This is a genomic window from Mycobacterium sp. ELW1 (assembly GCF_008329905.1).
Classification (GTDB): domain Bacteria; phylum Actinomycetota; class Actinomycetes; order Mycobacteriales; family Mycobacteriaceae; genus Mycobacterium.
In genome coordinates, this window is the sequence record NZ_CP032155.1 from 741927 (window position 1) to 759164 (window position 17238).

The 17238-nt window shown below is 68.7% G+C and carries 19 protein-coding genes; 4 read left to right on the top strand and 15 right to left on the bottom strand.

Translation table 11 applies throughout. The features are described from left to right. Positions 1-2: 2 nt before the first annotated feature. The 8 genes from D3H54_RS03300 to D3H54_RS03335 form a co-directional block, all read right to left on the bottom strand. Positions 3-908 (bottom strand): SAM-dependent methyltransferase, encoded by a 906-nt coding sequence (locus tag D3H54_RS03300; protein WP_149377846.1) that lies wholly within the window; start codon positions 906-908, stop codon positions 3-5. Then, entirely contained in the window at positions 905-1255 is a 351-nt protein-coding gene (gene mnhG, locus D3H54_RS03305; RefSeq protein ID WP_149377847.1) for a monovalent cation/H(+) antiporter subunit G, read from the bottom strand. The genes D3H54_RS03300 and mnhG overlap by 4 nt, the downstream gene beginning before the upstream one ends. Next, complete coding sequence (locus tag D3H54_RS03310; RefSeq protein WP_149377848.1) at positions 1252-1527, bottom strand: monovalent cation/H+ antiporter complex subunit F; 276 nt, start codon at positions 1525-1527, stop codon at positions 1252-1254. Before D3H54_RS03310 ends, mnhG begins: the two co-directional genes overlap by 4 nt. Further along, on the bottom strand, positions 1524-2069 hold the full coding sequence (locus D3H54_RS03315; protein WP_149377849.1) for a Na+/H+ antiporter subunit E: 546 nt from the start codon (positions 2067-2069) through the stop codon (positions 1524-1526). The genes D3H54_RS03310 and D3H54_RS03315 overlap by 4 nt, the downstream gene beginning before the upstream one ends. After that, positions 2066-3679 (bottom strand): Na+/H+ antiporter subunit D, encoded by a 1614-nt coding sequence (locus tag D3H54_RS03320; RefSeq protein WP_149377850.1) that lies wholly within the window; start codon positions 3677-3679, stop codon positions 2066-2068. Before D3H54_RS03320 ends, D3H54_RS03315 begins: the two co-directional genes overlap by 4 nt. Before the next feature lie 31 nt (positions 3680-3710). After that, positions 3711-4181 (bottom strand): Na(+)/H(+) antiporter subunit C, encoded by a 471-nt coding sequence (locus tag D3H54_RS03325; RefSeq protein ID WP_149377851.1) that lies wholly within the window; start codon positions 4179-4181, stop codon positions 3711-3713. Beyond that, positions 4178-7078, bottom strand: a complete 2901-nt coding sequence (locus D3H54_RS03330) for a Na+/H+ antiporter subunit A (protein ID WP_149377852.1) — start codon at positions 7076-7078, stop codon at positions 4178-4180. Before D3H54_RS03330 ends, D3H54_RS03325 begins: the two co-directional genes overlap by 4 nt. 169 nt (positions 7079-7247) lie before the next feature. Continuing rightward, positions 7248-7640, bottom strand: a complete 393-nt coding sequence (locus D3H54_RS03335) for a hypothetical protein (RefSeq protein ID WP_149377853.1) — start codon at positions 7638-7640, stop codon at positions 7248-7250. A 21-nt stretch (positions 7641-7661) separates the two neighbouring features. Between D3H54_RS03335 and D3H54_RS03340 the strand changes: the two genes are divergently transcribed. After that, complete coding sequence (locus D3H54_RS03340; RefSeq protein ID WP_149377854.1) at positions 7662-8264, top strand: TetR/AcrR family transcriptional regulator; 603 nt, start codon at positions 7662-7664, stop codon at positions 8262-8264. On the opposite strand, the gene D3H54_RS03345 is transcribed toward D3H54_RS03340, so the two are convergent. Both D3H54_RS03345 and D3H54_RS03350 read right to left on the bottom strand, forming a co-directional pair. After that, a complete protein-coding gene (locus tag D3H54_RS03345; protein WP_149377855.1) occupies positions 8261-8653 on the bottom strand; it encodes a hypothetical protein in 393 nt (130 codons plus the stop codon). The two genes, D3H54_RS03340 and D3H54_RS03345, sit on opposite strands and share 4 nt — an antisense overlap. Before the next feature lie 133 nt (positions 8654-8786). Further along, positions 8787-9200 (bottom strand): DUF1707 domain-containing protein, encoded by a 414-nt coding sequence (locus tag D3H54_RS03350; RefSeq protein ID WP_149377856.1) that lies wholly within the window; start codon positions 9198-9200, stop codon positions 8787-8789. 59 nt (positions 9201-9259) lie between these two features. Between D3H54_RS03350 and D3H54_RS03355 the strand changes: the two genes are divergently transcribed. Next, the gene (locus tag D3H54_RS03355) at positions 9260-9712 is read left to right on the top strand and encodes an SRPBCC family protein (RefSeq protein ID WP_149377857.1); all 453 of its coding nucleotides are present in this window, start codon (positions 9260-9262) and stop codon (positions 9710-9712) included. A 16-nt stretch (positions 9713-9728) separates the two neighbouring features. Here the strand turns inward: D3H54_RS03355 and D3H54_RS03360 are convergent, their stop codons facing one another. The 5 genes from D3H54_RS03360 to D3H54_RS03380 are packed head-to-tail and all read right to left on the bottom strand — an operon-like array spanning position 9729 to position 15624. After that, positions 9729-11909, bottom strand: a complete 2181-nt coding sequence (locus D3H54_RS03360) for an AAA family ATPase (protein ID WP_149377858.1) — start codon at positions 11907-11909, stop codon at positions 9729-9731. Between the two features lies 1 nt (position 11910). Continuing rightward, positions 11911-12726, bottom strand: a complete 816-nt coding sequence (locus D3H54_RS03365; protein ID WP_149383319.1) for a CDP-alcohol phosphatidyltransferase family protein — start codon at positions 12724-12726, stop codon at positions 11911-11913. A gap of 20 nt (positions 12727-12746) precedes the next feature. Then, entirely contained in the window at positions 12747-13460 is a 714-nt protein-coding gene (locus tag D3H54_RS03370) for a phosphatidylserine decarboxylase (RefSeq protein WP_149377859.1), read from the bottom strand. A gap of 44 nt (positions 13461-13504) precedes the next feature. Beyond that, positions 13505-14701: a molybdopterin molybdotransferase MoeA gene (gene moeA / locus D3H54_RS03375; protein WP_149377860.1), complete on the bottom strand. Its 1197-nt coding sequence runs from the start codon at positions 14699-14701 to the stop codon at positions 13505-13507. After that, entirely contained in the window at positions 14701-15624 is a 924-nt protein-coding gene (locus D3H54_RS03380) for an SDR family NAD(P)-dependent oxidoreductase (protein WP_149377861.1), read from the bottom strand. Before D3H54_RS03380 ends, moeA begins: the two co-directional genes overlap by 1 nt. 57 nt (positions 15625-15681) lie before the next feature. On the opposite strand from D3H54_RS03380, the gene D3H54_RS03385 reads away from it, so the two are divergent. Further along, a complete protein-coding gene (locus D3H54_RS03385) occupies positions 15682-16494 on the top strand; it encodes an HAD-IIA family hydrolase (protein WP_149377862.1) in 813 nt (270 codons plus the stop codon). A 126-nt stretch (positions 16495-16620) separates the two neighbouring features. Then, entirely contained in the window at positions 16621-17100 is a 480-nt protein-coding gene (locus D3H54_RS03390; protein ID WP_149377863.1) for an SRPBCC family protein, read from the top strand. The last annotated feature ends 138 nt before the right edge of the window (positions 17101-17238 follow it).

A 17238-nucleotide genomic window follows, 5' to 3' on the forward strand; every position in this document is an offset into this window, starting at 1 on the left:
GTTCAGAGCTTGTGCGCATCCAGCAGGACGGTGTCGGGCACCGGGTCCTCGAGATCGTCTGGTGCGGGCCGCTTGTAGTGCGCCATCAGGTCGACGGCCGAGGTCGCGGTGACCTCCCAGCCCCGCTCGGTCAGCCACTTCTCGACGTCGGTGCGCGCCTCCATGTACCAGAGCCGGGTGACGTCGGGCAGCTCCGGACCGCCGGCCTCGGCGGCCTCCCGGCGGGCCTGCGCCATCCGCTCCTGGCGGCGGGCCAGCTGTTCGGCGGAGTAGAACGTTTCACCGAACGCCTCCACCGACAACCTGCTGCCGGCGGCGCTGAGCTGGTCGATCTGCTCGAACAGCGCGTCCTGTGCGGCGGCGGGCAGGTACGGCAGCAGTCCTTCGGCGGACCATGCCGTCGGGCGTGATGGGTCAAAACCGTTCTGGCGCAGCGCGGTTGGCCAGTCGTGGCGCAGATCGACCGCGACCGCGGCATACCCGGCGCCGGGCTTTGCCTGGTGCTCGGCCAGTACCCGCGCCTTGAACTCCAGCACCTTCGGCTGGTCGATCTCGTAGACCGTCGTGCCGCTGATCCACGGCAGCCGCCAGGCGCGGGTGTCGAGGCCGGCGGCCAGGATCACGGCCTGATCCAGTCCGTTGGCGCCGGCGGTGGTGAAGAACTCGTCGAAGAACTTCGTGCGCGAGGCGATGTAGGCGGCCATGGCCTGTGCCCGTACCGGGTCGTCGTCCAGAAACGGTGAGCGCCAGCCTGCCTCGACGGCGGCCTCGACGAAGAAGTGGGCGTACGGGTCGAGGTAGAGCGGACATTCGGCGCCGGTCTCCGTCGCCCGTGCGCGGGCCACGCTCAGCGCGGTGGCGCCGACCCCTTCGGTGATGTCCCAGCTGTCGTCGTCGGTTCGGCTCACGGCTCCGGCTTCGCTCCCTCGGTGTTGTCCTCACGCATCTCATCGACCGTCAGCCCGTCGCTGACCCGTTGCTCACGGTAGGCCAGCTGCCCGACCCGATGGGCGATCACCGGCGCGGTGATCAGGGTGAACATGGCGGTCAGCACCAGCATGCCGACGTCGACGTTGCCGCGCAGCCGGATCGTCGCGCCGGCCAGGACCAGCAGCAGTCCCAGCACCTGCGGTTTGGTCGCGGCGTGCATGCGGGTCAGCGTGTCGGGAAAGCGCAGGACACCGACGGCCGCGGTCAGAGCCAGCGCGGATCCGGCCAATACGAGCACGCCCGCCAGCAGATCGAGGGAGTTCATGACTCGTCCCGCCGCGCGATGTCAGGCACCCGGAACCGGGCCACGCTGACCGATCCGACGAAGCTGATCAGCGCGAGGGCGGCCAGGCTGTAGGTGACGGTGGTGTCCAGACTGAACGCCGCCCACGTGCCGATGCCGCACATCGTCACCGCCACCAGGGTGTCGACCGCCACCAGCCGGTCCAGCGTGCTGGGGCCCATCAGGAGCCGGATCATCGTGATCGCCGCGGCCGCGACCAGCATCACGCCCGAGAGCACCCACACGATCGTCATGACTGGACCCCCTCCTCGGCTTCGCTTGCGGCAGGACGCCATTCGGAGTCCCGCTCGAACGCCGCGATCAGCATCCGCTCCAGCTGGGTCAGCTGCCGGTAAAACCGCTCCACTGAACGCTGGGAGCCCACGTCCAGGACATGGACGTACACCAGCCGCCGCGTCTGGTCGATCTCGAGCACGATCGTTCCCGGCGTGAGATTCATGATGTTGACCGCCAGGGCCAGCACCAGATCAGACTTCAGGGCCAGGTGGCCGCGCAGCACCGCCGACAGCGGTGGCTTTCCCGGCCGGATCGCCAGCCAGGCCACCTGTACCGAGGACTGCATCAGCCACCATGCGACATGCAGCACCAGCCGCAGCAGCGATAACGGATGCAACCGGCCCTGCACCGGCACCGACGGCAGCGGCAGCAACAGGATTATCAACAGCGCGACCGCCAGCCCGGACAGCACATTGGCCACCGACACGGTGCCCCACAGCAGCAACCACACCAGAGTCAGCCACACCAGCGTCCAGACCCGAAGCACCCATGTTCTCATCGGTGGCTCACCTCCGCGTTCCCCAGCACCGCGGTGATGTACTGGGCGCGGTCGAGCACCTCGTCGGCCGCGCGATCGGTATAACCGAGGATGGGGCCCGCCGCCACCGTCAACACCAGCCCGACAGCGATCAAAGCCATTGTGGGGACCAGCATTCCGACCGGCATCCGGCCGACATCGCCCCGGTCGTCGAACGAGACGTCATCGGAGTAGTCGTCGAGCAGGACCGACGGCGCGGAGTCGGCGAGGTCGCCTTCGGGTGCGTCGACCCGCGCCCGCCAGAACGCCTTGGTCCACACCCGGGCCACCACATACAGCGTCAGCAAGCTCGTCACCACCGACCCGGCGACCAGTAGCCAGGCGAGTACCGAACCATCGGCGGTACCCGCCTCGAGCAGCGCGACCTTACCGATGAAGCCCGAAAATGGCGGGATACCACCGAGATTGAGTGCCGGCACCATGAAGACGAACGCCAGCAGCGGGCTGGCGGCGGCCAGTCCACCGAGCCGACGCAGGGTCGACGCTCCGGCCTGTCGCTCGATCAATCCGACGACCAGGAACAGGGTGGTCTGCACGATGATGTGGTGGGCGACGTAGTAGATCGCCCCCGACATGCCCAGCCGACTGGACAGCGCGATGCCGAAGACCATGTAGCCGATGTGACTGATGAGAGTGAACGACAGCAGTCGTTTGATGTCGCTCTGCGCGATCGCACCGAGGATGCCGACGAGCATGGTCAGCAGCGCCGCGACCAGCAGTACGTTGTCCAGCCGGCCGGCGGGGAACAGCAGCGAGTGCGCCCGGATGATCGCGTACACGCCGACTTTGGTGAGCAACCCGGCGAACACCGCGGTGACCGGGGCCGGCGCGGTGGGATAGGAATCCGGCAGCCACGCCGACAGCGGGAACACCGCCGCTTTGATGCCGAACGCGACCAGAAGCACCGCGAAGATGGCGCTGCGGGTGCCGGTGGTGACCTCCTGTAGCCGCAGCGACAACTCCGCCATGTTCAGCGTCCCGGTCGTCGCATAGATCAGTGCCAATCCGATCAGGAAGATCAGCGACGACACCATCGACACCATCACGTAGGAGATGCCGGCACGGACCCGTTCCTTGCTGGCGCCGATGGTCAGCAGCACGAAGCTCGCCGACAGCAGGACCTCGAAACCGACGTACAGGTTGAACAGGTCGCCGGCCAGGAACGCCGTGCACACACCGGCTGACAGCACCAGGTAGGTGGGCAGGAAGATCGACACCGGTTGGCGCTCGTCGCCGTCCCGGATGCCCTGCCCGATGGCGTAGAACACCACGGCCAGCAGCACGATCGCCGACACCACCAGCATCATCGCCGACAGGCGGTCGGCCACCAGGGTGATGCCCAGCGGCCCCAGCCCCGCGTCGGTCGGCCCCCAGCCGCCGACATGCAATGCCTGGGTGCCGTCGCGGTCGGTCAGGTAGAGCAGCGCCACGCACACCACCAGCACGCCGCTCAGCGCGGCCAGCGCGATCAGCCGCTGTAGTCGTGGCCTGCGCCCGGCGATCAACGTGAACGCCGCCGCGACCAACGGGATCAGTACCGGCAACGGCATCAGCACACCAGCTGTGCTCATGTGCGATCCCGCTTCGCTTCTCGCGTGGTTGTCATCGTGATCCGTCGTGGCCGGGTAGGGCGTCGAGCTCGTCGGGCTCGTCGGTGTCGCGCTCGGGTACGTGCTGGGGTGCGTCCTCGTCGATCGATGCCGCTTCGGAGTCGGACAACTTCGACACCCGGGTGTCCTCGGGATCGTTGCCGACGTCTTCCTCGGTGGTCAACCGGAACGAGCGATAGGTCAACGCCAGCACGAACGCCGCGATCCCCATCGCGATGACGATCGCGGTCAGGATCATGCCCTGGGCCAGCGGGTCGGCCGTCGTCGTCTCCGCGCCGCTGGTGCGGCCGCGGATGGGTGGGTTACCGGCTTCGCCGCCGACGGTCAGGATCAACAGGTTGACCGCGTTGCCTGCCAGCAGAAGACCCAGCAGCATCCGGGTCAGGTTGCGCGAAAGCAACAGGTACACACCACAACTGGTGAGGCCGCCGATGATGATCAGCGGAACCAGGTAGACGATCATGAGGCTTTCGCTCTCAGCGCGGGGCGGGCGGCGGTGGCCATTTCCTCGTCGATGCGCGCGCCGAGGCTGCGCAACACGTCGAGCACCAGGCCCAGCACGATCAGATACACGCCGAGGTCGAAGAACAGGGCGGTCACGAACTTCACGGAGCCCAGCAGCGGCAGGTTCAGCGAGATGACCGCCGAGGACAACGCGGGAGCGCCCAGCAGCATCGACCCGACGGCGGTGCCGCCCGACAGTGCCAGGCCCGCCCCGAGGATCTTCCCGGCGTCCAGCGGCAGGGTCTCGCCGAGTTCGTAGCGCCCGCCGGCCAGATAGCGCAGCACCAGCGCCAGGCCCGCGGTCAGCCCGCCGGCGAACCCGCCGCCCGGGGTGTTGTGTCCGGTGAAGAAGAAGTACACCGACAACACCATGATCAGCGGGAAGATCAGCCGGGTCGCCACCTCGAGTACCAGGGAGCGGTTGCGTGGGTCGCGCAGTTCGCTGCCGCGCAGCCAGGTGGTGTCGCCGACCGCCGGGCTGTAGGCCAGTGCCGGTAGCGCACCGATGTCGGGCTGGCCGGCGTCGGAGACCCGCGGCGCGGCGCCGAACCGGCGGTTGCGGAACACCAGTGATGCGACGCCGGTGGCGGCGACCACCAGCACCGAGATCTCCCCGAGGGTGTCCCAGGCGCGGATGTCGACCAGCAGCACGTTGACGGTGTTGGCGCCGTGCCCGCGGTCATAGGCCGCGTCGGGTAAGAGGTCGGCGATCGGTGTGCCGGTGCGGGCGGCCATCGCGAACGCGGCCAGGGTGGTGACGGTGGCGCCGACGCCGAGCGCCAGCGCGATCCGGGGGAGCCGGAAGCGCGTGGACTCCTCGGCCTCGGCGGGCAGTGTGCGCAGCACCAGAACGAAGATGACCAGCGTCAGGGTCTCCACCAGGAATTGCGTCAAGGCCAGGTCGGGGGCGCCGTGGAAGGCGAAGATCGCACCGCAGCCGTAGCCCGTGATGCCGACCAGCAGCACGGCCGCCAACCGGTTGCGCATCACGGTGGCGGCCACCGCGGCGGCCAGGATGAGCAGGCCGACCACCGGCTGGACCAGGGAATCCCATAGCCGGAACTCGGGACGGTCGAGCGGGCCGAACGCCAGCACCACCACGGGGAACAACACCAGCGTCGACAGGATCACCGACTGCGTGACGGGAATCGATCCGCGTTGGGTGATCGCCGTCAGCCGGACCGAGGCGACGTCGGCGCCGCGGATCACCGCGTCGTAGATCCGGTCGGCGTTGCCCAGCGGCAGCCAGGATCCCAGCTGGGCAAGGCGCAGACGTTCGCGGCTGACGAACGCCCCGATGCCGATCGCCAGCACCAGTGCGGACAGCAGCAGCGGCAGGTTCACCCCGTGCCACAGGGCCAAGTAGTAGTGGCCGTCGTCGGCGCCGGCGGCCGGCATGGTGGCCGCGTAACCGTCCAGGGTGGTGTCCAGCCGGCTGGGCACCAGACCGAAGAACAATCCGGCCGCGGCCAGGATCGCGGGCGCCACCAGGAAGGCCGCCTTGGGTCGGTGCAGATTGGCGACCAGCGTCGTGGGTTCCTGAGATCCCTTGCGCGCGAACGCACCCCAGAGGAATCGCAGACTGTAGATGGTGGTGAACACCGATCCGGTCACCACGCCGGTGAGCACTACCGGTGCCCACGCACCGAGCGATTGGCTGTGCGCGATGGTCTCGAAGTCGGCCTCTTTGGCGACGAACCCGAGGAATGGCGGGACGGCGGCCATGCTGGCGGTCGCTGCCGCCGCGATGACGAACAGTCCAGGCATGCGGTGGCCCAGCCACGCCAGCCTGCGGATGTCGCGGGTGCCCGTCGAATGGTCGATCACGCCGACCACCATGAACAACGTTGCCTTGAACAGCGCGTGCGCACACAGCATGGCCAGCCCGGCCAGCATCAGATCCTGACCGCCGCCACCCACCATCACCGTGATGAAGCCGAGCTGGCTGACCGTGCCGAACGCCAGGATCAGCTTGAGATCGTTCTCGCGAACCGCGCGCCAGCCGGCCAGCAACATGGTCAGCACACCCAGGGTGATGACCGTGGGACGCCAGCCCGGGGAGTCGGCGAACCCGGGCGCGAGCCGCGCGATGAGGTAGACACCGGCTTTGACCATGGCTGCCGCATGCAGATATGCGCTGACCGGGGTCGGCGCGGCCATCGCGCCGGGGAGCCAGAAGTGGAAGGGCACGATCGCGGACTTCGACAGCGCGCCCACGAGGACGAGGACGACGCCCACGGCGACGGCGGTGCCGTGGGGAGCCTTGATCACCAGTTCCGAGAGCAGATAGGTGCCGGCGGAGTGGCCGAGGATCACGATGCCGGCCAGCATGGCCAGCCCGCCCGCGGTGGTCACCAGCAAGGCCTGCATGGCTGCGCGACGGCTGGTGGCCCGCTCCGCGTAGTGCCCGACGAGCAGGAACGACAAGACGGTGGTCAGCTCCCAGAACGTGTAGAGCAGCAGCATGTTGTCGCTGACCACCAGGCCGAACATGGCTCCGGAGAATGCGACGAGTTCGGCGGCGAAGCTGGGCAACCGGTTCTCGGTGTGGCCGTCACGGTGGTGGAAGTACTCCGCGCAGTAGAACAGCACGAGCGCCCCGATGCCGAGGACAAGCACGCTCATGACCGCGCTCAGGGTGTCGAATCGCAGGGTGATGTTCATCGACAGCTCGGGCGCCCACGGGATGTCGACGGTGGGAGCGGGGCGCCCGGACTGCGGCCAGTTCAGCCCCACCCAGACCAATGAGCCCGCCGGCACCAGGGCCAGCGGGTAGAAGGCCAGCCGCCCCCATCGCCACACGAGAGCCGGCGCCACGGCGGCGGCAATCGCGTGCGCGATCAGGATGACGAGCATGGCACTCCGCTCTAGTGGACGCGCAAGCGCGTCGTCGATCTAGTCGACGCCAGCGCGTCAATGATCTACCGGTCGGTCGGGGTGTCAGCCAAAGGTTTTCGGCTATGTCCTTGGTGCAGTCTACGTGGTTGGCAGTAAGGCAGAATGTCCGGCTGGAGTGCCTTCGTGCTCAGCGTTGCGGCGCTGGCGTTGAAAGTGCTTGTCGAGCAATGCGTTTCAGCATGTTGCGGACGACGACCCGGTGTCCGCCGGATCCGGTCACCAGGGCCCGGTACATCTTGCCGGTGATTCCGGGAAAGGCCGCCCAGGTCTGCGCCGCCACCCGGGTGCCGCCGGCCGGTTCATCGGAGAGCAGGAAGATCAGTCGGTAGACCGCGAAGCAGTGCCGTCCTTTGATGGCGAAGCATTCGTTTTGCTCGGCGGTATCGAGGGTGAATCCGAACGGCACCGTTTGGGGTTCGTCGGGGTTGCTGCACATCGTGTGCAGCACTGCGCGCCACGTCGCTGCCCGGTCTGCGGGGACCGTTATGGCATGCTCATCGATATAGGGCAATCGCTCCATATAGAAGGACTGTACTAGATCGTGGCACCCCCGCGGAAGCACGAAACCGACGCCATCCTGGATGCGGCGCGCGGACTGATCCTCACCGAGGGGCCCCGCGCGGCCAGCGTCGCGGCCATCGCCAAGGCCAGCGGTGCACCGGTGGGCACGCTGTATCACCGGTTCGGCAATCGCGACGGCGTGGTGACGGCGGTGTGGTTGCGCGCCCTCGCACGCTTCCAGGAGCGGGCGATGGCGGCGGCCGGCTCGGACCCGTTGGAGGTTGCGGTCGCGATGGCCCTGGCTGCGCTCGACTTCGCGACGGACTGCACTGAGGATGCCCGCGTGCTGTTGACGATCCGTCCCGGTGATCTGCGCGACGCCCAGCCGGATCCGGACTTCACCGCGACATTGGCGGCGATGAACGCGCCTCTGGCCGACCGGGTGGCTGAGCTGGCTCGCGACCTGTACGGACGCGACGACGCTCGCAGCGTCGATGCCGTCACCAGGGCGATCGTCGACCTGCCCTACGCGGCGGTGCGTCGGTACTCGCACGGTGACGCGATGCCGTCGTGGGCGCGGGCCGATCTGTCGGCGTCGGTTCGCGCGCTGTTGACGGCGCCGGTGCCGGACGGCCCGGTCTAGCGCTGCATGTAGGTGATTGTCTGGACGCTGTTGACGGCTGGGTTGGCCGTGTGGAGGACCTCGGTCGTTCCCGTTGCGCTGGCCGTCATCCGGGCTTGACGCGCGTCGGCGCTCGCGGCGATCGCGATGCCGCCGGCGCTCACCAGGTGATCCGGATGCCGGTAGGCGAAGTTGCAGTTCGCCGGACCGCCATCGGCGCGGCTTTTCCCTTTGAGGAATCCCGTTGCGCCCGAGGCGATCCGGGGTGGATAGCTCGCGACGTTGGCGGTGATGTCGGCAACGAAGACCAGGTCGTGATCGCAGGTATTGGTCAGCTCGAACTCCCACCCGTCGTGGTTCGGTCCCCAGAGGTCCTGTCGATCCGGCATCACGGTCATGGTCGCGTTCATGGGTGTCCTTCTGCGCTCGAGCTATCTGCCAAGTGCCAGTAAGGATCCCGTAGACGGTGACGGCTACGCATCAACCGATCGGTGGGTGAGGGGGAGGAAACCGGTGTCCCCCGATCGGACTACCGACCCGGTGTCACCGGCAGTGGGTCCGCACCGGAAGCATGTGCCCCAGCAGCCCGATCGCCCCGCCGAGGATCGGCCACACCGGCCAGAAATACGCCGTCTCGCCCGTGGTGAGCGCCACGGCCAGCCAGACCGCGAGGACGATCGTGACCATCGCCAGATAGCCGGCCGCGTGCAGTCGCACCGAGGCTCGGGCGGCTTGCTTGCGGGCGGCCACGCGCCGGGGGTCGGTGCGTCGCAGGTGATCGACGGGTAGGTCGGCGAGGACCTGGCGCAGCTGCTCGGTGTTCTCCGCGGCGAAGGCTGCTTGGACGCGGATCTCGTACTCGGCGAGGCCGACGTACCCTAGCGCGAGAGCGTGGGATAGCAGGTCAGCGGTGTTTTCCCGGTCGCGGTCTCCGACCCGGGCGACGGTGGTGGTCATACCGTCCAACTCTGACATGTCACTAATGGACTGTCAACGGGTGTTGTTGAATTCAGGGCATGGCCGATCAGGACAGAATCGTCAGCGCCACCCGACGGATCTCCGCGCCCGCCGCGATCATCTTCGAATTGATCGCCGACCCCGCGCGCCAGCCGGAATGGGATGGCAACGACAACCTCGCGCAAGCAGCCCAGGGCCAGCGGGTCCGCGCCGTCGGAGACGTCTTCACCACGACGCTGACGCTGGGCGCGAACCGGGACAACCACGTCGTCGAGTTCGACGAGGGCCGGCTGATCGCGTGGCGGCCGGCGCCCCCGGGCGAGGCCCAGCCGGGTCACCTGTGGCGCTGGGAGCTCGACGAAGCCGGCGACGGCACTACCGTTGTCACGCATACCTACGACTGGACCGAGTTGACCGACCCGGACCGTCTGCCCCGGGCTCAAGCCACCACCGCGGACAAACTGGCGGCCTCGATCGACCGGCTCGCCGCGCTCGCCGAAGCCGATCGCTGACCAGTCGGCGGACGGGCTACCGACCGGCGGCAAACACGCGAAGCGACTCCACCTGAGCAGGATCCAGTGACGGTCGCACTGCATCGCGGGCCTTCGCCACGTCGGCGGCGGTGACGTCCGCGGCGTCGATCGAGCGGCGCATCGCCGTCAGCGCAGCCTCGCGCAGCAGAGCCACGCAGTCCGCCGCGCTGTACCCGTCCAGCTCGCCGGCCAGCGCGTCGAGGTCGACGTCCGACGACAACGGCACGGATTTACCTGCGGTGCGCAGGATTTCGCGACGCGCATCGGCATCAGGCGGCTCGACGAACACCAGCTTCTCCAGCCGGCCCGGGCGTAGCAGTGCCGGGTCGATCAGATCCGGCCGGTTCGTGGCGCCGAGCACGACGACGTCGCGCAGCGGCTCGATGCCGTCGAGTTCGGTCAGCAGCGCGGCCACCACCCGGTCGGTGACACCGGAATCGAAGCTCTGCCCACGCCGCGGCGCCAACGCGTCGATCTCGTCGAGGAACACCAGCGATGGAGCGGAATCCCTTGCCCGGCGGAACAATTCACGAACGGCCTTCTCCGAGGAGCCGACCCACTTGTCCATCAGTTCGGCGCCCTTCACCGCATGCACACTCAGCCGCCCCGAACTGGCCAGCGCCCGCACCACGAAGGTCTTGCCGCAGCCGGGCGGGCCGTACAGCAGCACACCCCGGGGCGGCTCGACTCCCAGGCGGGCGAAGGTGTCCGGATGCTGCAGCGGCCACAGCACCGCCTCGGTCAGCGCCTGCTTGACCTCGACCATGTCGCCGACGTCGTCGAGGGTCACCGACCCGACGGACACCTCCTCGGTGGCCGAGCGGGACAGCGGCCGGATCACGCTCAGCGCGCCCGTGAGGTCTTCCTGGGTCAGCGCAGGCGGCTTGCCGTCGTCACTCGCGCGGGCCGCTGCCCGCAGGGCGGCCTCCCGAACCAGTGCGGCCAGGTCGGCGCGGACGAATCCCGGTGTGCGCTCGGCGATGTCGTCCAGCGTCAGAGTGCCCGCGGGAACATCGCGCAGCAGCACCTCCAGCAGTGCCTTGCGGGTGGCGCCGTCGGGCAGGCTCAAACCGAGCTCGCGGTCACACAGATCCGGTGCGCGCAGCCGCGGATCGGCCGCATCCGGCTGCTGGGAGGTGGCCACCAGCACGACGCCGGGCGCGACGACCGCCTTGCGCAGCTCGGTCAGGATCATCGCCGACACCGGCTCGGCCGGGGTGGGCAGCAGCGCGTCGATATCGGTGATCAACAGCACGCCACCACCATTCGTGACGGTGGCGACCGCGTCGGCGACAGCGCGCTGTCGATCCTGCGCCGCCAGCGCGCCGGTGTCAGGCCCGTCGAGCTCGACCAACCGGCGCCCTGCGCACACCGCGCGCACCAGCGTCGCCTTGCCGACGCCCGCCGGGCCGGTGACCAACACACCCAGATGCGGTTTGGCGCCAAGCTTTTCCAGCAGCTCCGGCTGATCGAGCGCGAGCTTGAGCCATTCGGTGAGCCGGCCGGCCTGCACGTGCTGGCCCTTGAGGTCGTCGATCGACACCGCCGGGGCCTCCGGCCACGACATCGGCTGGCTCACCGCCGCGGTGGGCACGGGCGCACCGGCCGCCGGCGTCAGACCGTCACCCCAGGTGACCGACGAATTCGGTTGCACGCTCACCGGTCCGGCCGGATCGGTGCCGGTCACGGTCAGCAATTCCGACGTCCAGGTGATCCCCACCGACGAGGTCAGCGCCGAGCTGGCCTGGGTGGTGGATGTGCCGGGGCCGAGGTCGCGCGGGAGCAGCGACACCGTGTCACCGACGGTCATCACCTTGCCGAGCAGGGCCTGGCGCAGAGTCGCCGACGCGACCGACTGGGTGGCCAGGGTCGAGCCGCGCAACGTGACCGAACGTGCGCCGTACACGGTGACCGGGGCCACCAGCACGGTGGTGTCCTCACGCAGGCCGGCATTGGACAACGTCACGTCATCCAGGAGCGCGGTGCCGGCCGGGACATCCGCCGGTGCGATCCCGGCGACGGCGGAGGTGGTCCGGGAGCCGGTGAGCGACACCGCATCCCACTCGCGGATGCCGAGCGCGGCGAGGGCCTCCGGATGCAGCCGCACCACACCGCGCCGGGAGTCCAGCGCGGAGGTGTTCAACCGCGCGGTCAGCGCCAGGTTGGACGGCCCCATGTCAGCGACCGGGCTTGCGCAGGCCGAGGCGGGTCGACCGGCGGTTCGGCTGGCCGCGGCGATCAGCGCGTCGCGCCGCACGCCGCTGTTTGGGTTCGTCGTTCCATGCCTCCGGTCGCGCGGCGACCCAGCGCTGGCTGCGGATGGTGAACGGGATGATGCATAGGTAGCCGGCGATGATCAGCAGGACCAGGATGTACGGGAACAGCAGCAGCGCCGCCGCCGCCGCGGCGATCAGGATCAGCAGGATCGGCGCGGCGTTGGGCGGCATCGACACCGACTTGAGTGCCAGCGTCGGGACCCGGCTGATCAGCAGGGTGGCGTTGGCGGCGAACCAAAGGCAGACGAACCACGGCGAGGTCCACCACCCGTGGCCGAACTGCAGCATCGCCGCGAGCGGTCCGATCACACCGACCGCGCCGCACGGCGCCGGCATACCGGTGAAGTACTGGCGGGTGTAGGCAGGGCGGGTGTCATCGTCGAGCAGTGCGTTGAATCGGGCCAACCGCAGCACGATGCACACGGCGTAGAGCAGCGCGAAGATCCAGCCGACCGGCGAGGTGGGCAGCAGCGTCACATAGACCACCAGCGCGGGCGCGACACCGAAGTTCACCGCGTCGGCCAGCGAGTCGATCTCGGCGCCCATCCGGGACTGTGCATCCAGGGCGCGCGCGATGCCGCCGTCGATACCGTCGAGCACCGCAGCCGCACCGATCAATGCCAGCGCGATGTGCGGGCGCCCGTCCAGGGCGAACTTGATCGAGGTGAGTCCCGCACAGATGGCCAGCACCGTCGTCGCGCTGGGCAGAATGCGCATGGCGGACGGGCGGGGTTTGATCACGGCAGCTGCGCCAACACGGTCTCGCCGGCGAGCGTGCGCTGACCGGGTTCGATCAGAATCTGCGAGCCGGCAGGCAGGTAGGTGTCCAACCGCGAGCCGAATCGGATCAGTCCGTAGGTGTCGCCGATGGTGACCTGGTCACCGGGGTGCAGATCGCAGATGATGCGCCGCGCGAGCAGGCCGGCGATCTGTACGACCACCACCTCCTGTCCGTCCGGTGTGCGGATCAGCACGCTGTTGCGCTCGTTGTCCTCGCTGGCCGCCGCCAGTTCGGCCGAATGGAATCGGCCGGGCCGGTGTTCCACGGCCAGCACCTGGCCGCCGACCGGAATGCGCTGCACGTGGGCGTCGAGCAGCGACAGGAAGATGCTGATCCGGGGCCGCGGCCCGGCCGGCAGACCCAGCTCGGCGGGCGGTTCGACCTCTTCGACCAGACAGATCAATCCGTCGGCCGGTGCCACCACCACGCCGGGACGGCTCGGGGGTGTCCGGGGCGGATGCCGGAAGAAACCGGCGTTGGCGGCGGCCGCGGTCAGACCCGCGCGGCGCAGCCAGCGGTGCTTGCGGCCCACGCCCGCCACCGCCAGGCTCGCCGCAATGAACGGGAGACCGGCGGGGTGAACAGGGGGAACGGTGGAACGCACCAGCGCGACCAGCCGCTGGGGGCCGGACTTCGTGGTGTCTTCCGCGGTGCGGGGGCGTCTGGCCATCGGCGACGATTCTACGTGCGCGCTGTGATTGTGCGGGAGCAGACCTACGAGAGATCCCAGAGCTGGACCTGCTCGCCGGCGGCCACCCCGGTGATGTCCTCGGCGATTTCCAGAAGGCAGTTCGCCGAGGCCAGCCAGCGAAGATGGTGCGATGCCGGTGGACCGTAGGTCGTGACGGTGCCCGCCTCGGGGTCATAGACACCGCGCCGGAACTGGCGTTTGCCCTTCGGCGATGTCAGGTCGTCGGCCAGCACGGCGGTGCGGCGCGGCCGGTTCGGGTTGGCCAGGCCCATCGCCGCGCGCAGTGCGGGCCGGACGAACACCTCGAAGGAGACCAGCGCACTCACCGGGTTGCCCGGCAGCGTGATGATGGACGTGCCGTTCGCTCGCCCTGCCCCCTGCGGCATACCGGGTTGCATGGCGACCTTGACGAAGTCCACCGCCCCCGCGCCGAACGCATCCTTGACCACCTCGTAGGCGCCGGCGCTCACGCCGCCGGTGGTGATGATCAGATCGGCCTGCCCGGCGTAGCCCTCCAGCACGGAGCTGAACTGGTTGACGTCATCGCTCGACGTCGGGGTCGCGACCACGTCGGCGCCGGCCTCGCGGACCGCGGCGGCCAGCATGATCGCGTTGGATTCGTAGATCTGACCGGGTTGCAGCTCGGTGCCCGCCGACACCAGCTCCGAACCCGTCGACATCACCAGCACCCGCAGCCGTGGCTGCACCGTCAGCGAGCCCAGGCCCAGGGCGGCGGCCAGCCCCAGTGCCGCCGGGGTCACCAGCTGACCGGCGCGCAACACCGTCGTCCCCGCGGTCACATCCTCGCCGGCGTGCCGCACGTGCTGGCCGGGCTTGGACGCCGACCGTATCTCGACGGTGTCGATACCGGCATCGGTGGCCTCGACCGGCACCACCGCCGTCGCACCGGCGGGCAGCGGTGCGCCCGTCATGATCCGGTGAGCGGTGCCCGCCGCCAACGTCAAGGAGTCAACGCGTCCAGCCGGAATGTCCTCGGCGACAGGCAATGTGACCGGGCTGGCCGCGGAGGCGCCGGCGACGTCCTCGGCGTGAACCGCGTAGCCGTCCATAGCCGAGTTGTCGAACACCGGCAGCGACATCGGGGCCGCCACGTCGGCCGCGAGAACCAGGCCCTCGGCTTCGGCCAGCCCGACCGTCGCCGCCGGGCGTGCGGTGATCAGATCGGCGACGACCCGCTGATGCTCCTCGACAGTGCGCATCAGACGGGGAATTTCACGCCGGTCAGCTCCTCGGACACCGCCCACAGCCGCTGCTGGACGTCCCGATCGTGTGACTGCTTGCTGGAGCTCACCAGCTTGGGGTGGCCGCGCAGCTCGCGGAACCCGTCGGGCCCGTAGTACTGCCCGCCGGTGACCGCGGGGTCGGTGGCGGCCCGCAGAGTCGCCAGCGCGCCCATTTCCGCGCTGTTCAACAGCAGCCCGCTGATGAGCTTGACACCGGGAAGCGAGCTGCCCGGGACGTGGCGGATCAGCTCGGTGTCGGAAACACCCGGGTGTGCCGCTACGGCAATCGTTTTCGCGTCGGCCGCGGCGAGGCGCCGCTGCAGTTCGTAGGCGAACATCAGATTGGCCAGCTTCGACTGCCCGTAGGAGGCGACGCGCTCATAGCGGCGGCGCTCCCACTGCAGATCGTCGAACGCGATCTTGGCGCGGATATTGTGCGCGACGCTGGCCACCACGACCACCCGTGATCCGTCGACGGGCAGCAGGTTGTTCAGCAGCAGTCCGGTGAGCGCGAAGTGGCCCAGATGGTTTGTGCCGAACTGCAATTCGAAGCCGTCGGCAGTGGTCTGCTTCGGCGGGTACATCACCCCGGCGTTGTTGACGAGCAGATCGATCCGGGGATAGGCGCTGCCCAGTTCGGCGGCCGCTTCCCGCACCGATGCCAGCGAGCCCAGATCCAGCTTGTGCACGGTCACCTCGGCAGAGGGGGCGATTCGCCGGATCTCGGCTGCCGCCGCCTCACCCTTGGCGGTGTCGCGAACCGCCATCACCACCTGGGCCCCGTGCTGTGCCAGCACGCGGGCCGTGTCGAATCCGAGCCCCGTATTGGAGCCGGTCACGATCACAATACGTCCGCTCTGATCGGGAACGTCCGCCTCGGTCCACTTCTGTGCGCTCATGGCACGACGATAGACGGCCCAAGTTGCGGACAATCGGTGGCCGTTTACTGTCGCGGTATGGCTATCGGTGGGGTGCTCTTCGACATCGATGGTGTTCTGGTGACCTCGTGGACGCCGATCCCCGGTGCCGCCGAGGCGTTGGCTGTGCTGGCCGACCACCAGATCGCGCGGTCCTATCTGACCAACACCACCACCCGTACCCGCCGGCAGATCGCCGCGGCATTGTGTGACGCCGGAATGGATGTCCGTCCCGACGAGGTGATCACCGCGGCGGCGCTGACCGCCGACTATGTGCGGGCCAACTATCCCGATGCGCGCTGTCTGCTGGTCAACAACGGCCAGATCGCCGACGACATGCCGGGCATCGACATCGTCGACTCGGCCGACCAGGGCTTCACCGAGTTGGAGGCCCCCGACGTCATCCTGCTCGGCGGCGCCGGTCCTGAGTACAGCCACCGCACGCTCAGCCGGGTCTACGAATGGATGGCCCAGGGCGTGCCGGTGGTCGCCATGCACCGCAGCACCGCGTGGACCACCACCGAGGGTCTGCGCATCGACACCGGTATGTACCTGATCGGCATGGAGGAGACCTCCGGGCGTAAGGCCACCGGTGTCGGCAAGCCTGCACCCGCAGGCTTTCTGGCGTCGGCCGCCCGGCTGGGCGTCGATCCCGATGAGATGTACATGGTCGGCGACGACCTCAACAACGATGTGCTGGCCGCCCAGGTGGTCGGGATGACCGGTGTGTTGGTGCGCACCGGCAAGTTCCGTCAGGACACTCTGGACCGCTGGGCCGCAGACGAATTTGCGATGCAGCCCAATCACGTCATCGACTCGGTGGCCGCGCTGCCGGAGCTGCTCGGGCTGTAGCGGCGGACGCAGGTGGCCCGCGTCCGCCCAACGTCACTCCAGAGTCACGACCGCCGTCGAGCGCGACTCTGGTGTGACGCTCGACGGATGCGATGAGTTTCCCGGCCCTGGCGGGTCTGTCTGGCTATGACCGAAATTCTGATTGTGGCCACCACCATCGACGCACCCGCTGTCGCCGTATTCGGAGTGCTCGCCGACCCCAACACCCACCAGGACATCGACGGCACCGGCTGGGTTCGGGAACCGCTGGACGACGGCAGGGCACTGACCGAAGCCGGGCAGATTTTCCGGATCGCGATGTACCACGACAACCATCCCGACAAGCACTACGAAATGGCCAATCAGGTCACCGTGCTCGAACCGGGCCGGGTGATCGGCTGGGCGCCGGGCGGGCTGGCCGAGGACGGCAGTATCGAACTCGGGGGCTGGACATGGCGTTACGACCTCGAGCCCCTCGGCGACGAGCAGACTCGGGTCACGCTGACCTACGACTGGTCGGGTGCCACCCCGGAGATTCGGAAGAACATCGTCTTCCCGCCGTTTCCGGTCTCGCACCTTGATAATTCGCTGGCGAATCTGGGCAAGCTGGCCACCGACAGGGGATGAGGCGGGCGACCGCCTCGACAGGGCCTCGCGGACCTCCCACGCTCTCGACGACCGGGCCCGGCGCAACGTGGTTGTAAATTTGCTGCGTCTGCCTGCCGACGTGCCACTCCGTGTGGTAAGCATTCAGCCATCAGTGGT

Excerpts from the sequence above, each read along its gene's own strand:
- D3H54_RS03310 (WP_149377848.1), bottom strand. The coding sequence starts at position 1,527 with ATGACGATCGTGTGGGTGCTCTCGGGCGTGATGCTGGTCGCGGCCGCG.
- D3H54_RS03320 (WP_149377850.1), bottom strand. The coding sequence starts at position 3,679 with ATGAGCACAGCTGGTGTGCTGATGCCGTTGCCGGTACTGATCCCGTTG.
- D3H54_RS03325 (WP_149377851.1), bottom strand. The coding sequence starts at position 4,181 with ATGATCGTCTACCTGGTTCCGCTGATCATCATCGGCGGCCTCACCAGT.
- D3H54_RS03330 (WP_149377852.1), bottom strand. The coding sequence starts at position 7,078 with ATGCTCGTCATCCTGATCGCGCACGCGATTGCCGCCGCCGTGGCGCCG.
- D3H54_RS03380 (WP_149377861.1), bottom strand. The coding sequence starts at position 15,624 with ATGAGCGCACAGAAGTGGACCGAGGCGGACGTTCCCGATCAGAGCGGA.
- D3H54_RS03345 (WP_149377855.1), bottom strand. The coding sequence starts at position 8,653 with ATGAACGCGACCATGACCGTGATGCCGGATCGACAGGACCTCTGGGGA.
- mnhG (WP_149377847.1), bottom strand. The coding sequence starts at position 1,255 with ATGAACTCCCTCGATCTGCTGGCGGGCGTGCTCGTATTGGCCGGATCC.
- D3H54_RS03350 (WP_149377856.1), bottom strand. The coding sequence starts at position 9,200 with ATGACCACCACCGTCGCCCGGGTCGGAGACCGCGACCGGGAAAACACC.
- moeA (WP_149377860.1), bottom strand. The coding sequence starts at position 14,701 with ATGCGCACTGTCGAGGAGCATCAGCGGGTCGTCGCCGATCTGATCACC.
- D3H54_RS03365 (WP_149383319.1), bottom strand. The coding sequence starts at position 12,726 with ATGCGCATTCTGCCCAGCGCGACGACGGTGCTGGCCATCTGTGCGGGA.
- D3H54_RS03335 (WP_149377853.1), bottom strand. The coding sequence starts at position 7,640 with ATGGAGCGATTGCCCTATATCGATGAGCATGCCATAACGGTCCCCGCA.
- D3H54_RS03315 (WP_149377849.1), bottom strand. The coding sequence starts at position 2,069 with ATGAGAACATGGGTGCTTCGGGTCTGGACGCTGGTGTGGCTGACTCTG.
- D3H54_RS03360 (WP_149377858.1), bottom strand. The coding sequence starts at position 11,909 with ATGGGGCCGTCCAACCTGGCGCTGACCGCGCGGTTGAACACCTCCGCG.
- D3H54_RS03385 (WP_149377862.1), top strand. The coding sequence starts at position 15,682 with ATGGCTATCGGTGGGGTGCTCTTCGACATCGATGGTGTTCTGGTGACC.
- D3H54_RS03355 (WP_149377857.1), top strand. The coding sequence starts at position 9,260 with ATGGCCGATCAGGACAGAATCGTCAGCGCCACCCGACGGATCTCCGCG.
- D3H54_RS03390 (WP_149377863.1), top strand. The coding sequence starts at position 16,621 with ATGACCGAAATTCTGATTGTGGCCACCACCATCGACGCACCCGCTGTC.
- D3H54_RS03370 (WP_149377859.1), bottom strand. The coding sequence starts at position 13,460 with ATGGCCAGACGCCCCCGCACCGCGGAAGACACCACGAAGTCCGGCCCC.